The organism is Bacillus sp. FSL K6-6038 (assembly GCF_038050455.1).
In the GTDB taxonomy this organism is placed as follows: Bacteria; Bacillota; Bacilli; order Bacillales; family Bacillaceae_G; genus Bacillus_A; species Bacillus_A pseudomycoides.
Genome location: NZ_JBBOUH010000001.1, coordinates 4,555,859 through 4,571,720, shown reverse-complemented (window position 1 = coordinate 4,571,720; position 15,862 = coordinate 4,555,859). Strand labels below are relative to the sequence as shown.

Sequence of the window (15,862 nt, the reverse complement as noted above, 5' to 3'; positions counted from 1 at the left end):
CGTTTCTTATTCATCAAAATCAGATGTATGTTTTGTTGAAATCCCATGTGCTGATTTTTTTACGTGTTGCGGCCTTGCTTGAATATCTCGTGTATCAATCATAGATAATGGAAACCGAATCCAAGAGTCTTTTAGTGATTGTCGCCTTGCTGGATAAAAGAGCGCGAATGGTTTCTGTAAAGAAGAAAGCCTGAATAGATGAGTAAATAAAAAGATAAAACCTAGTGAAATTCCGAATAGTCCACCTAATTCTGCAAATAAAAGGAATGGGAATCGTAGTAAGCGAACTGCGTTCCCCATCTTATAAATCGGTGTGATAAAGGAAGCTAACGCGGATAAGGCGACAATGATTAACAAAATATTACTTGTTAGTCCTGCTTGTACAGATGCTTGTCCGATTACGATACCGCCTACAATACCGAGTGTTTGGCCTACTTTCATTGGTAGTCTAGCCCCAGCCTCTCTAAGTAAATCAATAACCAGTTCTAGAAAGAGTGCTTCTATTAAAGGTGGGAAAGGAACTTGTGCTCTTGATAAAATTAATGTTTCGAGTAAATCGCTTGGAATTAATTCGTAATGATAACTTAAAATGGCAACATATAATGGTGCTGCGCAGATGGAAAACAGAACAGCAATGAGTCGTAAAAATCTTGAAAACGTAGCGTAAAGCCAAGATACGTTGTAATCCTCTGGTGAAACAAAAAAATCAAAGTATGAAACAGGAGTGAGTAAGACGCTCGGTGAACCATCTACAAAAATAGCGATTTTTCCATCAATTAATGCGGTCGTTACTCGGTCTGTACGTTCTGTATTAATAAATAGTGGGAAGATTGATTTTTCTCCCATCAATTCTTGAATATAGGAACTGTCGTTGATTTGATCGTATTCAATTGTACGAAGTGACTCTTCTAAATAATCAACACTGTCTTTTTCAGCAAGGTTCTCTAAATACATCATGACAACTTTTGTTTTAGAGAATGTCCCAATGATAACCTCTTTTGTTTGTAGTGCTAACACTGGAAGGCGTTTACGTACTAAGTTAAGATTCGTATCAATATCCTCTACAAATCCCTCTTGTGGACCAATAACTGTAGATTCATTTAATGGAATAGATGGCGCCCGATAATTATCAATTGTGATATTTGCTAAGATACATTTTTGATCTTGTTCATGTAACTGTACGATAGCGTGACCTTTTAAAACCATATCTTCAATTTTTTGAAGATCATTTGTAATTGTAATCCCGCTCATTGGAATATGTTCTTTTAATTCTTCTAATGTAGAACATCTATGCTCTAATAAAGCTGGCATTAAATACTTTTGTAATTTTTCACCATCAAGCGATGGCCGGTAATAAGAAATCCAATACGGCATTGTTTCATCATCTGATGTGTGATAACTTACAAAATCACTAGATGTTTTTAGGTTTTCTAATAAATCTTGAAGAGAGTGAACCTTTTCTTTCTCGGGTTTACTGAAATCATAAATGCTATTGCTACTATTATTTTGCTGCTTGCCTTGTGTTTGCTGGTCTTGTTTAGTAGCTTGGGCAAATTGATCTTGTTTGTTTTGTGTTTGCTGGTCTTGTTTAGTAGCTTGGGCAAATTGATCTTGTTTGTTTTGTGTCTGCGCGTCTTGTTTAGTACCTTGAGCAGATTGATGTTGTTTGTTTTGTGTTTGCGCGTCTTGTTTAGTACCTTGAGCAGATTGATGTTGTTTGTTTTGTGTTTGCGCGTCTTGTTTAGTACCTTGAGCAGATTGATGTTGTTTGTTTTGTGTTTGTTCCTCTTGTTTAGTAGTTTGATTTTGCTCTTTTGAATCTGTTTTACTTGATTTTTTTTTCTTTCGAAACCATTTCCATATCATACGTATTCCCTCTTTAACTCATGTAAGATAATGTTAGTTTATGGCGTATTTTGTATATTATGCACATGTTTATGGGGAATCAAAAATCCTTTTTGTTAAAAGAAGGGTTTCTTTTGGAAACGTAAAAGTGTTTTGGTAAACGGGATAGATTTGTTATGGAGGATTGATATATAATGACGTATTTACAATGGAGTAGAAATTTATGATGTATGTAAAAAAAGAAAGCTTTCATTTAAAAAAGTTTACATTTGAAAATGGCATAAAGATCCCTGTTCAGATTGGATATGAGACGTACGGTAAATTAAACCGGGAAAAATCAAATGCGATTTTAGTCTGTCATTATTTTAGTGCAACAAGCCATGCGGCAGGAAAATATACGGAGCAAGATCTCATTCCTGGTTGGTGGGACGGACTGATTGGACCGGGTAAAGCAATTGATACCGATCGCTATTTTGTGATATGTACCGATAATCTTTGTAATGTACAAGTGAAAAATCCTTACGTGATTACAACGGGACCAAAGTCAGTTAATCCAATAACGGGATCTGAATATGGGATGGGGTTTCCGGTATTTACATTTTTAGATATAGCACGTGTGCAATATGAATTAGTGAATGCAATGGGAATTACAAGGTTACATGCGGTAATCGGACCATCAGCTGGTGGAATGATTGCGCAGCAATGGGCTGTTCGTTATCCCCATATGGTAGAGCGAATGATTGGTGTAATTACGAATCCGCAAAATCTGGTTGTGACATCGGTTAATGTTCTGCAAAATGCAATTGAAGCTATTCAGTTAGATCCAAAATGGAATGATGGAAATTATGGGGATGAACAGCCGACGAAAGGGCTGCATTTAGCAGGGAAAATGATGTTTATAAATGGGTTTGATGCTCACTATTATGAAACGACATTTCCGCGTAATAGTACGGAAACGCTACCTTATGAGAATTTCTCAGCACGGACTTCATTTGAACAAAATATAAATGCATTGACACTTCAAAATATTACTTTTGTGGATGCGAATTCATGGATGTATACAGCGAAAGCAACGTTATTACATGATCTTGCACACGGTTTTTCCTCTTTAGAAGGGGCACTTTCTCAAATAGAGGCAGATGTGCTTATGATTCCGTGTAAACAAGATTTACTGCAACCTTCTCGTTATAATTATGAAATGGTAGAGCTGCTCCAGAAACAAGGGAAATACGCAGAGGTTTATGAGATTGAAAGTATTAATGGCCATATGGCTGGTGTATTTGATGTTCATTTATTTGAAAAGAAAGTGGATGAGTTTTTAAAGAGAAGAGTGTTTGTATAAGTGCAAATTGAAAAAAACACATAAAACCTAATCTTTAGGTGGAAGAGAGCATCTGGCCATGCATAGAAGCGATCAGCCCCTTTTTCTGCCCCGTGCCAAGTGAAAACAAAGAGAGAAAACAAGTAGCGGTCACTTTTGGTTCTTCGGAGCCGCGACTTATACGCTTGAAAAATTGAAATGAATATATAGCAATGTGTGAAAAAAGGTGCGAGCCGTTAAGCGAGCACCTTCTTTTTAGATGATTTTTAAACGGAAGACGTATGTAGCAATGCATAATCCAAGGCAAGCGATACTAAGTAATAAATAAAAGAATGCTCGTTCTTGAGAGGATCGTGTGGGTCTTCTTTTGTTAAATATACCGAGTGAAATGATAGCGAGAATTAAAAAAATGAGACCTATAATGAAAAGAAAAAGTGTCATGTCGATCGACTCCTTTCGTAAAACAAGTATATTGAGGATACAATGTGAGAGGTAGATTTGTAAATGTAATAAATTTACAAATGAGTTGAGGAATAATGCAAATGAGGGAAGTTTCACTTCTTTGCGTTCGTAATTTTCCATGCTAAAATTGGTGATGAATAGATGAGTAGAGAAAAAATTTACTACGTCAACTACCCTTCACTTAAATACGAACGCGTTTTGAAGTGGGGACTTCTTTCGGAAATACGTTAAAGTTTTAATTATATTAAGGAGGAACGACATATGACAGAAGTAAAAACAATTACAACAGAAGAAGTGCAAGAGCGCTTAGAAAACGGGGAAACGTTATTTTTAGTAGATGTACGTGAAGATGAGGAAGTAGCACAAGGGAAAATTCCAGAAGCTGTACATATTAAAATGGGTGATATTCCAAATAAAGTAGAATTCTTTGATAAAGAAAATGAGTATATTTTTATTTGTCGATCAGGAATGCGCAGTGAAAATGTATGTCATTATTTAAATGAACAAGGGTTTAAAACAGTGAATATGGTCGGCGGTATGCTGCAATATGAAGGTGAAATTCAATAATTCATTTTTAAAACTTGAAACGCGTCTGTTTCAAGTTTTTTTCTTTTGCATACAGTGTATACAAGAATTGTTTTTCGCATATGAGTGAGCAACAATTCCTGCGATTATAATCGATTTATATAGAAAGGAGGGAGGATGGTGAGTGCGCGAATTCGTAAAATAAAGATTGTTAATAACACAGGAGCTGTTAATGTAGGTGATTGTTATACTATTGAACCATTTGCTGCTTTGAAAATATATGCTGGTTCTGGTGGATCGAGCATCGCTACTTTTTTGAATGGAAAACGGATGCCGTCAGTTACTCCTAGGACGCCAGAATTCCTTCCACCACTAGAAACAAGTGAATTAACATTAGGTTCATAACAGAAAGGTTGACTGGTCATGCCGGCAAATATTAAAGAGTTTGTGATTGTAAATAACTATGGGAATTTATTTACGGGGGATAACTTGCGGGATACTTCATTTGTTGCATCAAAGACATATAGTGGAGCAACAGGGCCAACTTGTATTGATGTTGTGACTGTAATAGGAACGGCAACAAATCTTTGCTTGAACCCAGGGGATGTAGTGACAACGACGTATACGAAAGGTTCAGCGATTGGAACAAGTATGAGCACGAATACCGCTCCAAGTGCCAACACGTCAGGTACTATGCAAGCTGTTCCGAATGCGGATAGCTTGGATTCTGTACCAGGTTTATAGAAAGAGTCCTCTACTAAAAGTAGGGGATTTTCTTATTTTTTCATTGTTTACGTCTTTTTCGTACATATGGTTGTCAAGGAGAACAAGGAGAGGGAAAAGGTGGGGGCCTGCTGCCTGCAGATAGCGGGATAAATTGGATGTTCAATACCTTTGTTGTAATAGAAACAAGAGGTTCACCTAGTAATAATATAAAATCACTATTTATTTGGGTTAGTGCCAGATACTGCCGTAGTAAAACGATTTATAAAAGGAAACGTATTATTTTAGTAGATAGAGAATATTAGAAGTCTGGGAATTTATATTTTTATAATATGTAAAAAACACAATTCTTTATTAATATCATTCGGTTATCATATAATAATGCTTGATAGATAAATAGATAAAGAGAAGGGGAAAGTGAATCTATGAAAAAGAATATGAAAGTTTTAGCGATGGCAGTTGGTCTAACAATTATGGGATCAACGACAGCTGCTTATGCAAGCCCTGGTGGATTGGACAAAAATGGTGGACATACTTGCCGAACAAACTGTGGGAAATATGGGCTTGAAACAGGAGAATACCATTATCATAACAATTGGAAACAAGATAATGGAAAGTGGTATTTCTATGATCAAAATGGAACGAAAGCGAAAGGTTGGCAACAAGTAGGTACGATATGGTATTACTTTAACGGAAATGGAGCAATGCAAACAGGCTGGCAAGCAATTAGCGGCACATGGTATTACTTCAACGGAAGCGGAGCAATGCAAACAGGCTGGCAGTCAATTAACGGTGCTTGGTACTACTTCAACGGAAGCGGGGCAATGCAAACAGGCTGGCAAGCAATTAGCGGCACATGGTACTACTTCAACGGAAGCGGAGCAATGCAAACAGGTTGGCAAGCAATTGATGGAAAATGGTACTACTTCAACGGAAGTGGGGCAATGCAAACAGGTTGGCAACTCATTAAAGGAGTAAAGTACTATTTCGAAAGTAATGGTGCTTGGAATCCGAATAAATAGTAAAATGAATATGGAAGATTAACGGAAAAATAAAATAGCACCTATCTTATTTTTATAAGATAGGTGCTATTTTTTATTGGATTTTTGCTTTTTCAGATTCAATAGGTTGTCTTTTTCGATAAATAACATAGCTACGGCGTAAATATTTCACTGGAACGCTAAAGACATGTACAAGTCTTGTAAATGGCCATGTTGCAAAGAGCCCCATCGCTGCAATGATATGGATTTTAAACCAAATAGGTACTTCTGCCATATATTCTGCTTTCGGCTGGAAAACAAAGAGGCTGCGGAACCATGGGCCAATTGTTATTCGATAATCAAATCCTTTTGCATCAATATTGAAAAATGTAGAGGATAGACCTGCTAACATTACAATGAACAAGAGGACGAGGGCGACATAATCTCCTTTTGTACTTGTTGCGATAATGCGTTTTACTGTAAAGCGACGATACATTAAAATCACTAAACCAACAATTGAAGCAATTCCTGCAGGAAGACCGAAGCCGATAGCGACCATATGATACATATGCTCAGAAATACCGAAAGAGGTATATACAGATTCTGGTATTAATATTCCCATGATGTGTCCACCGATTACGAACATAATGCCAAAGTGAAAGAGTAAACTTCCGATTCGGAGCATTTTCTTCTCTAATAGTTCGCTAGATTTTGATGTCCAGCCAAATTGATCATAGTTGTATCTGAAAATGTGTCCACCGATAAAGATTGCGAAAATGATATAGGGGAACAGCACCCATAAAAATTGATCCATCATTTTGACGACACTCCTTTCTAATTCGCTTGTACTCCCCAGGCATCGATGGCGAGGAGAATGGCAGCAAGAATTGGTTCGTACATACAATTTGCTTCTTTTAACTGTCCGTGTAATGCTTGTATATCTTTCGTGTATCTACTCATAATTGGTTCGCTATCTTCTTCATTTGCGTTTGCGAGAAACTCAAGTAGAAGCGGTAGATAATCAGGTAGTTCTTTATCTGTTACCGCAAAGCCAGCTTTTTGATAGTGTTGTTTTAGCTCTAATAATTCAATTCCACGCTCTCTTTGTTCACCTGTGTTCATGTAAGTGAGATACATATTTGTTTTCTTTCCAAAGTCGAATGTATATACGTAAGAATCAATGAGTTGATCGTTTGTTTTTTCTTGAGCTTGTTTGATGAAAGCTGTAAGCAACGTGTGAATTTCTTCATGTGTAATCGTATCAATTGTTTCTTGTAGTTCTGGTAAAGCTTCTCTCCATCCTGTTTCAGGATAGGAGAGAAGGAAGGAAGCACAAGAAAAAGCAGTTTGTAAACCTTGTTTCATAGCTATTACCTCCTTAGTTTAAGAGAGTGTCATACAAGAACCTGGGCCGCCTGTGAAGGAAAGGCCGCAGCTTCCTTGTTCACTATATAAATCTGCAACTTGTTCACGGTGAGATGTAGGGATAACGAAACGGTCTTTATATTTTGCAATCGCAAGAAGGCGATACATATCTTCTACATCTTCTTTCGTTAAACCGAGTTCTTTTAATACAGCTTCATCTGGTTCTTTATTAATTTGCAGTGCTCTCATATGAGTTCGCATAACAGCCATTTTTTTCAATGTAAGACGAATATGTGATTCATCTCCTGCAGTAAGTAAGTTAGCTAAATATTGAATTGGAATACGCATATTATCAATAGCAGGGAAAATTTCTTCTGCTTGCCAGTTGCTTCCTTTCCCTTCCACCATATTCATAATCGGGCTAAGCGGTGGAATATACCAAACCATCGGCATTGTCCGGTACTCTGGGTGAAGAGGAAGGGCGATTTTCCAATCAATAATCATTTTATAAATTGGTGATTCTTGAGCCGCTTTAATCCATTCTTCAGGAATACCTTGTTTTTTTGCTTCCGCAGCTACTTCTGGATCATTTGGATCTAAGAAGACAGTAAGCTGAGATTCATATAAATCTTTTTCGTTTGGTGCAGAAGCGACTTCCTTTACTTTGTCAGCGTCATATAGCATTACCCCAATATAACGAATACGTCCTACGCATGTTTCAGAGCAAATCGTTGGCATACCAGCTTCGATACGCGGGAAGCACATTGTACATTTTTCTGCCTTGTTTGTTTGCCAGTTAAAATATACTTTTTTATATGGACAAGAAGAAACGCAGAATCGCCAAGCGCGGCATGCATTTTGATCAACAAGGACAATCCCGTCTTCTTCACGTTTATACATCGCTCCAGATGGGCAAGAAGAAACGCAAGATGGATTCATACAATGTTCGCAAATGCGAGGCAGATACATCATAAAGACATTCTCAAAATCTGTTTTAATATCTTCTTCCATTTTCTTGACGTTCGGATCTTGCAAGCCTGTTATATGTCCGCCTGCTAAATCGTCTTCCCAGTTTGGGCCCCATTCAATTTTGTCGATAAACTCTCCAGTAATTGCTGATTTTGGGCGAGCTACCGGTTGATGTTTTCGCTGCGGACTATTTGTTAATGTTTCATAATCATAGTTCCAAGGTTCAAAGTAATCATCGATTGTAGGTTGATCTGGATTATGAAAAATGTTCATGAGACGTTTCATTTTCGAACCGGATTTTAGCTGGATTTCACCGTTTTTTAATTCCCAGCCGCCTTTATATTTTTCTTGATCTTCCCACTGTTTTGGATAACCAATCCCAGGTTTTGTTTCCACGTTGTTGAAATACATATATTCAGCACCTGGACGATTCGTCCAGGTGTTTTTGCACGTTACGCTACAAGTATGGCAGCCGATGCATTTATCTAGGTTCATTACCATTCCGACTTGCGCTTTAATCTTCAAGCCAATCTACCTCCTTCAGTTTGCGGATCACGACGTTTAAGTCACGCTGGTTACCAGTTGGACCGTAGTAGTTAAATCCATAGCTTAATTGACCGTATCCACCAATCATATGTGTTGGTTTTACATGAATGCGGGTTGGGCTATTATGCGTTCCTCCGCGGTTGCTCGTTAATTTTGTACCAGGCACGTTAATATGACGGTCTTGTGCGTGGTGCATAAAGGCCATTCCTCTTGGTATGCGGTGCGTTACAACGGCACGTGCTACGACAACGCCGTTACGGTTAAAGCATTCGATCCAGTCATTATCACTAACACCAGCTTCGGCGGCGTCATCTTTGTTCATCCAAACAGTTGGACCACCACGGAACAGCGTTAACATCGGTAAGGAATCGAAGTACATACTATGAATCGACCACTTATTATGCGGTGTTAAATAGTTTAGTGTAATTTCTTTTCCTTCTACCTCAGGGCGTGATTTACGGAACGGTTTATGTTGCAAGATTGGCTTGAATGTTGCCATTGTTTCACCGAATTCCTTCATCATATCGTGATCTAAGTAGAACGATTGTCGTCCAGTTATCGTTCTCCAAGGGATAAGGCGCTCAACATTTGTTGTAAATGGTGAGTAACGGCGTCCCCCTTTTTCAGAACCAGTAAAGGCAGGGGAAGTAATCACCGTTTTTGGCTGCGCAGTAATTTGTTCGAATGTAAAGCATTCTTCTTCGCGTTCTTCTGCTAAATCGCGCAGATGTAAATCTGTTTGTTTTTCAAGAGCTTCCCATGCTTTTACAGCCATATGACCGTTCGTTGTAGAAGAAAGGGTTAACACCGCTTCAGCAGCATTGATTGCTTCTGTTATATCAGGGCATCCTTTGGCGATAGAGTCAGTGCGAATAACGCCTAATCGACTCTTTAATTGTTCATATTCTTTTTCTGCAGACCAAGAAATCCCTTTCGTACCAATTGGCTGCTTCCCAGTGTTTGGTCCAAGCGCTGTCATCTTGTCATAAATTGTTTTATAATCTCGTTCTACAACATGAATTTGCGGCATTGTCTTTCCTGGTATTGGTTCACACTCACCTTTGCTCCAATCTTTAATCTTGCCAAGCGGCTGTGCCAATTCTTGCGGTGTATCATGAAGAAGTGGTGTTGCCACAACTTCTTTCATCGGATCAAGATCAAGTTCTGTTGCTAAATCAGAGACTGCTTTAGAAAGGGAACAGAAAATATCCCAGTCAGAGCGTGCTTCCCACGGTGAACCGATTGCCGGATTAAATGGATGTACGAACGGATGCATATCTGTACTACTTAAATCGTGTTTTTCATACCAAGTTGAGGCAGGAAGGACGATATCAGAATAAAGTGCTGTTCCAGCCATACGGAAATCTAAGTTAATCAGTAGATCAAGCTTTCCTTCAGGTGCTTCTTCATGCCACTTTATTTCTTCTGGTCGTAATGAATCGCTATCGTCATTCATTAATCCGTTTGTTGTACCTAATAAATGTTTTAAGAAATACTCGTGCCCTTTACCAGAACTTGAGATTAAGTTTGCGCGCCATACGAATAAATTGCGCGGGAAGTTATTTTTGTTATCTGGGTCTTCAATTGCAAATTTAAGTTCTTTTTCTTTTAGCTTTTGCGCAACATATTTTCCGATTTCTTCCCCCGTTGTTGCGCCACTAGCGACAGCTTCTTTATATAGTTCAATTCCATTCTTCTCGAATGTTGGATAAGAAGGTAACCAACCAAGACGAGCAGCTAACACATTGTAATCACCGTGATGTTGATAGCGTGAGTTGCCGACAACTGGCGATGCTAAATGGCCAACTGGTGTATCTTCATAGCGCCACTGATCTGTTACAAAATAGAAGAAGGATGTACCGTTTTGTAATTTCGGCGGACCTTGCCAGTCTTTTGCCATTGCAATTGTTTGCCAGCCTTCTGCCGGACGTAATTTTTCTTGCCCAACATAATGCGCCCAACCGCCACCGTTTACACCTTGTGCACCAACGAGAAGAACAAGATTTAGAACCGCGCGATAAATCGTATCAGAGTTAAACCAATGGTTAATACCAGCGCCGACAATAATCATCGAGCGTCCATTTGTATCAACAGCATTTTGAGCAAACTCACGAGCGATTTGAATAATCAGTTCTCGTTTTACTCCGGTTACTTTTTCTTGCCATGCTGGTGTAAATGGAACATCATCATTGAAGTCTTTCGGTTCTTGCCCGCCAAGTCCGCGGTTGACACCGTAGTTTGCTAACGTTAAGTCGTACACAGTTGTAACGAAAATGTCGCCTTTTTTTGTTGCAATTTTTTTCACTGGAATTGTTCGCTCTAATATTTTGTTTCCGTCATCGGAGAAGTATGGAATTTGTACAGTTTCAACTGCATCTTCCATGCCAAGTAAAGAAAGGCGTGGATCAATTTTTTCGCCTGTTTGCTCGTCTTCTAAACGTAAGTTCCATTTCTTTTCGTTATCCCAGCGTGACCCCATTGTGCCATGAGGCGTTGCAAAATTATTGGTGTTTTCGTTCCAAAGAACAGGTTTCCATTCGCCAAGCTTTGTTTCACGACCAATATCATTCGCGTTTAAGAAACGATCTGCAACAAATTGGTCTCCTTGTTGTTTTAATGTGACAAAGAACGGAAAATCAGTATATTGTTTTGCATAATTTGTGAAGTATTCCACTTGGTTGTCTACGTAAAACTCTTGTAAGATGACGTGTCCCATTGCCATCGCAAGCGCACCGTCTGTACCTTGTTTTACGCTAATCCAATCATCAGCAAATTTTGTGGATTCAGCAAAGTCAGGACTTACGGAAACGACTTTCGTTCCTTTATAACGTACCTCCGCTAAGAAATGGGCATCTGGTGTTCTTGTCATTGGTACGTTTGAACCCCATGTCATAATGTAACCAGAGTTGTACCAATCACTACTTTCAGGTACATCTGTTTGATCACCCCAAATTTGCGGAGAAGCTGGTGGTAAGTCAGCGTACCAATCGTAGAAGCTGAGCATAGGTCCACCCATGAGCTGCATAAAGCGGCTACCAGCAGCGTGACTTAACATCGACATAGCTGGAATTGGTGAGAAACCAACATTTCGGTCTGGACCATATTTGATCACTGTGTATAGTAAGGAAGCAGCGACTAGTTGTAATACTTCATCCCAACTAGCACGAATGAATCCGCCTTTACCACGCGCCTCTTTATAAGTACGTGCTTTTTCAGGGTTTTCCACAATGCTTTTCCAAGCGTCTAGCGGTGATTTGTGATTTTGAAGTTCCTCTTGCCACATATTCCAAAGGACACCACGTACATATGGATATTTCACGCGAAGTGGACTATAAATGTACCAAGAAAAACTTGCCCCACGCGGACATCCACGCGGTTCAAAATCTGGCATATCAGGGCCGGTAGAAGGATAGTTCAGTTCTTGACCTTCCCAAGTTACAATTCCATCTTTCACATAAATATTCCAGCTGCAAGAACCAGTGCAGTTAACGCCGTGTGTAGAGCGGATTACTTTATCGTGTTGCCATCGTTTTCTATACACGTTTTCCCATTCACGGTCTTCATATGTTTCTTGTGTATGATTGTCGTTATAGCGATCTATCGGAGAAAAATATTTTAAACGTTTCATTAATGCTGAAGGTTTCTTTTTCATACTGTTCACTCCTTTATTGCGTCTCTCTTGCTTATTTTCACTATAAGAGAGCATGCAAAATAGAGATGTGATATCTATCACAGTTCAACAGATTGTCAAAAATCAGATTGATATTAAAAAAAATTCCGAAAAGTTGTGACATTTTGCACAGTACAGAGAGAGTTTTTTATGTAGAGTAAAGGAGAAAGAAAAAAGAGTAGCATCTCAAATAGAGAGGCTACTCAATGCTACAAATAGAGGTAGGGCAATCTTCACAAGCAATTTCACATTTTAAAAATTGTAAATTATGAATGGTAATCTTTCCTTTATGGATAGAAATAATTCCTTGTTTTTTTAAATCGTTTAACATACGGTTTACACTTTCACGTGAGGTTGCACAGAAATTCGCAAGCTCTTGATTTGTTAAAGGTAGATCGATAAGAATACCATTCTCTTTTAATATGCCATAACTGTTTGTCATGCGAATGAGCGTGGAATAAAGAGCTCCTTTTTTTCCATGTAACACTAAATCACGGAATTTTGTTTGCATTCTTCGTAAATGTTCACTAATCCATTTCATAAATTCAAATGCAAGAGCAGGTTTTTCAAGCAATGCCTTTTCTAAAGCATCTCGTTTAATGACTCCAACTTCAACATCTTCCAGGCATTTCGAATTTAATAAATATTTTGCATTGTCCGTAAATAATGTCAACTCCCCGATAATATCGTGTTTTGAACAAATGCGAAGTGTTAACTCTTGTCCGTCAGCACTAATTTTACTAATCTGTACTTTTCCAGAGCGGACGATATAGAGTTCTTTTGCCTCCACACCTTCTTGGAAAATATAACTTCCTTTATTAATCTGCATTTTATATTCAACAGATGCAAGTAATTCCTTTAAGTCTTCCGATAATGCCGTACGGTTTGTCACAGCAATCACCTTTCTTTTTAAAGCAGTCTATTTCTTATTTTGGATGTAAATATGGTGAAAATGCAAGAAATATCTTTTTATTATAAGTAATAAGTTTATTTTTAGCTGTGAACAAGCGCACTTTTCACAATGAAAAAAAGAGTGTCCTTTGTAGACACTCTTTTCTTTTACATTACTTAATCCATTCAACAACCATATCCATTGTTTGACGAGTTTTATCACGTTTTGGTTCTTCCGCTCGATAACCAAAAGCAACTAAAACAGACACACCAAATGTATCACCTGAAACAATTCCCTCTTCTTTTAAAATCGCTTCTACTTTTTCTTGATGGAATCCTTCAATTGGGCAAGAATCAATGCCGATTTGGGCAGCTGCAGTCATCATATTACCAAGAGCGATGTATGTTTGTTTAGAAGCCCAATCAAACATGGCACGGTCGCTTTCTAATAATTGAAAATCAGTTTCTTGAAACGCCTTATAAAAACCACGCTTCATCGTTACGACTTCCTCGGGAAGCTGCTGAATATTTTTCATGAAGTTAGAAATATAGGAAGAGTCATAAATCATATCTTCTTTTTTACGAACTAATATAACGACAAAATGGCTCGCTGTTGGTAATTGTTTTTGAGCTCCCCAAGCCACAGGGAGAAGTTTGTTGCGAATATCTTGATTTTGAATCACAACAAATTTCCAAGGTTCAAAACCAAATGAACTTGGAGAAAGTCGACCAGTTTCTAAAATAAAATGAAAATCTTCATCAGAGACTTTTTTATTTACATCAAATTCTTTACATGCATGTCTAAATTGATAAGCTTTTAAAATTTCTTCTTTTGTATGTTCCATTTAAATAACCACCTTTTAATTATTTACTTTTTTATAGTAAGTTGATTACAAAATCGATTCTACAATAGTACAATGAATGATATAAGTACGCACATTTTTAGCATATAGTATCAATTTGTATACTAATGGAGAGTGATAAAATGGAACAGAAAGATATAAATCGTTGTTCAGTGGAAGTAACGTTAGATGTAATCGGTGGAAAATGGAAAGGAGTTATCTTATTTCATTTAATGAATACCAAAGAGATTCGCTTTAATCAATTTTTGCGATTGATGCCTGGCATTACGCAGCGTATGTTAACAAGGCAGTTAAGAGAACTTGAGGCCGCTGGAGTAATCCACCGGGAAGTATATAAAGAAGTTCCGCCAAAAGTGGAGTATTCTTTAACGAAATTCGGAAAATCTCTTACACCAATTATTACACTTATGCGTGAGTGGGGAGAGGAATATCGGACACAAATAAAGTAATTTTAACTGAAATGTGAACAAAATTCGAACGGATTTGTGAAGAATTTTTGAATGGCAGGTACGATGTGAGAAATATCACAACGTATATCCTGCTTCTTTTTTATGATGGAGGCAAATAAAAAACATGGAAAATCAATAAAGAGCCCGAGCAAAAACATCGCAGTTTAAAAATATATTATAATAGAATGAAGACAGATAGAATTTAGCAGAAAAGGAGGGGTGACGATGCGCGAGAAGATTAGAGATTCTTTAGGGCGTCCGCTTCAAGATTTACGCATCTCTGTCATTGATCGTTGTAACTTTCGGTGCACATATTGTATGCCGGCAGAAGTATTCGGGCCTGATTATGCATTTTTACAAGAAGAATTTTTGCTTACATTTGATGAAATTGAAAGATTAGCAAAATTGTTTGTAGGTATGGGTGTAAAAAAAATTAGGCTTACAGGTGGTGAACCATTACTACGTAAAGAGTTGCCAAAGCTTATTGAACGGCTCGCGAAGCTGGATGGCTTAACAGATATTGGACTAACGACAAATGGCATTCACTTAACAAAGCAAGCAAAGGCGTTAAAAGAAGCAGGGTTACACCGAGTGAATGTTAGTTTAGATGCGATAGAGGACGATGTGTTTCGCAAAATTAATGGCCGGAATATTAGTACAAAACCTGTGCTAAAAGGGATTACGGCAGCAAAAGAAGCTGGACTTGATGTGAAAGTGAATATGGTTGTGAAAAAAGGGATGAATGATAGTCAAATTCTTCCAATGGTTGCTTATTTCAAAGAACAGGAAATTCCGCTTCGCTTTATCGAGTTTATGGACGTCGGCAGTACGAACGGATGGAATTTTGAACAAGTAATTACGAAACAAGAATTGATTGAGAAGATTAGCGAAGTATATTCGATTGAGCCTGTAGATCCTCATTATTTTGGAGAGGTTGCTAAGCGTTATCGTTACGTGGACAGTGATGCGGAAGTTGGATTTATCACTTCAGTTTCTGAATCTTTCTGTTCTTCTTGTACAAGAGCACGGATTTCGGCAGATGGTAAATTTTATACGTGTTTGTTTGCAACGAAAGGAACGGATTTACGGAAGCTCCTTCGAGAAGGTATTTCTGATCCCGATTTATTAAAGGTAGTGCAAGATGTATGGGAATATCGAGAAGACCGGTATTCTGATGAGCGGACTGAAGAAAGTGCAAATAACCGTCCGAAAATTGAAATGTCTTATATCGGAGGGTAAGAAGGGGGGATGTC

Annotated in this window: 14 protein-coding genes; 7 read left to right on the top strand and 7 right to left on the bottom strand. The window is 38.1% G+C overall.

The genetic code is table 11. The features are described 5' to 3' along the window. Positions 1–6: 6 nt before the first annotated feature. A complete protein-coding gene (locus tag NSQ40_RS24025) occupies positions 7–1,866 on the bottom strand; it encodes a spore germination protein (protein ID WP_341286156.1) in 1,860 nt (619 codons plus the stop codon). A 202-nt stretch (positions 1,867–2,068) separates the two neighbouring features. Here NSQ40_RS24025 and NSQ40_RS24020 point away from each other — a divergent pair, with 202 nt between their 5' ends. The 5 genes from NSQ40_RS24020 to NSQ40_RS23995 all read left to right on the top strand — a co-directional run bounded on the left by NSQ40_RS24020 (position 2,069) and on the right by NSQ40_RS23995 (position 5,898). Next, positions 2,069–3,187: an alpha/beta fold hydrolase gene (locus tag NSQ40_RS24020; protein ID WP_097786672.1), complete on the top strand. Its 1,119-nt coding sequence runs from the start codon at positions 2,069–2,071 to the stop codon at positions 3,185–3,187. Positions 3,188–3,889: 702 nt separating this feature from the next. After that, positions 3,890–4,195: a rhodanese-like domain-containing protein gene (locus NSQ40_RS24010; protein ID WP_003201171.1), complete on the top strand. Its 306-nt coding sequence runs from the start codon at positions 3,890–3,892 to the stop codon at positions 4,193–4,195. A gap of 135 nt (positions 4,196–4,330) precedes the next feature. Further along, on the top strand, positions 4,331–4,558 hold the full coding sequence (locus tag NSQ40_RS24005) for a spore germination protein (RefSeq protein WP_003201173.1): 228 nt from the start codon (positions 4,331–4,333) through the stop codon (positions 4,556–4,558). A gap of 18 nt (positions 4,559–4,576) precedes the next feature. Next, the gene (locus NSQ40_RS24000) at positions 4,577–4,897 is read left to right on the top strand and encodes a hypothetical protein (RefSeq protein WP_003201175.1); all 321 of its coding nucleotides are present in this window, start codon (positions 4,577–4,579) and stop codon (positions 4,895–4,897) included. 404 nt (positions 4,898–5,301) lie between these two features. After that, entirely contained in the window at positions 5,302–5,898 is a 597-nt protein-coding gene (locus NSQ40_RS23995; protein ID WP_003201176.1) for a YHYH domain-containing protein, read from the top strand. Between the two features lie 73 nt (positions 5,899–5,971). Here NSQ40_RS23995 and narI read toward each other — a convergent pair whose 3' ends face one another. From narI to NSQ40_RS23965, 6 genes are all read right to left on the bottom strand, one after another. Next, on the bottom strand, positions 5,972–6,673 hold the full coding sequence (gene narI, locus NSQ40_RS23990; RefSeq protein ID WP_003201178.1) for a respiratory nitrate reductase subunit gamma: 702 nt from the start codon (positions 6,671–6,673) through the stop codon (positions 5,972–5,974). A 17-nt stretch (positions 6,674–6,690) separates the two neighbouring features. After that, positions 6,691–7,221, bottom strand: a complete 531-nt coding sequence (narJ, locus tag NSQ40_RS23985; protein WP_003201180.1) for a nitrate reductase molybdenum cofactor assembly chaperone — start codon at positions 7,219–7,221, stop codon at positions 6,691–6,693. 18 nt (positions 7,222–7,239) lie between these two features. Then, positions 7,240–8,715, bottom strand: a complete 1,476-nt coding sequence (narH, locus tag NSQ40_RS23980) for a nitrate reductase subunit beta (protein ID WP_097786674.1) — start codon at positions 8,713–8,715, stop codon at positions 7,240–7,242. Beyond that, the gene (locus tag NSQ40_RS23975; RefSeq protein WP_097786675.1) at positions 8,705–12,388 is read right to left on the bottom strand and encodes a nitrate reductase subunit alpha; all 3,684 of its coding nucleotides are present in this window, start codon (positions 12,386–12,388) and stop codon (positions 8,705–8,707) included. Before NSQ40_RS23975 ends, narH begins: the two co-directional genes overlap by 11 nt. Positions 12,389–12,605: 217 nt before the next feature. Then, a complete protein-coding gene (locus tag NSQ40_RS23970; RefSeq protein WP_016116713.1) occupies positions 12,606–13,298 on the bottom strand; it encodes a Crp/Fnr family transcriptional regulator in 693 nt (230 codons plus the stop codon). Positions 13,299–13,470: 172 nt separating this feature from the next. Beyond that, the gene (locus NSQ40_RS23965; protein ID WP_003201188.1) at positions 13,471–14,142 is read right to left on the bottom strand and encodes an NAD(P)H-dependent oxidoreductase; all 672 of its coding nucleotides are present in this window, start codon (positions 14,140–14,142) and stop codon (positions 13,471–13,473) included. Positions 14,143–14,282: 140 nt separating this feature from the next. Here NSQ40_RS23965 and NSQ40_RS23960 point away from each other — a divergent pair, with 140 nt between their 5' ends. Next, complete coding sequence (locus NSQ40_RS23960; RefSeq protein WP_018764554.1) at positions 14,283–14,609, top strand: winged helix-turn-helix transcriptional regulator; 327 nt, start codon at positions 14,283–14,285, stop codon at positions 14,607–14,609. 225 nt (positions 14,610–14,834) lie between these two features. Then, positions 14,835–15,848, top strand: coding sequence for a GTP 3',8-cyclase MoaA (moaA, locus tag NSQ40_RS23955; protein WP_033796481.1), 1,014 nt, complete (start codon positions 14,835–14,837; stop codon positions 15,846–15,848). The last annotated feature ends 14 nt before the right edge of the window (positions 15,849–15,862 follow it).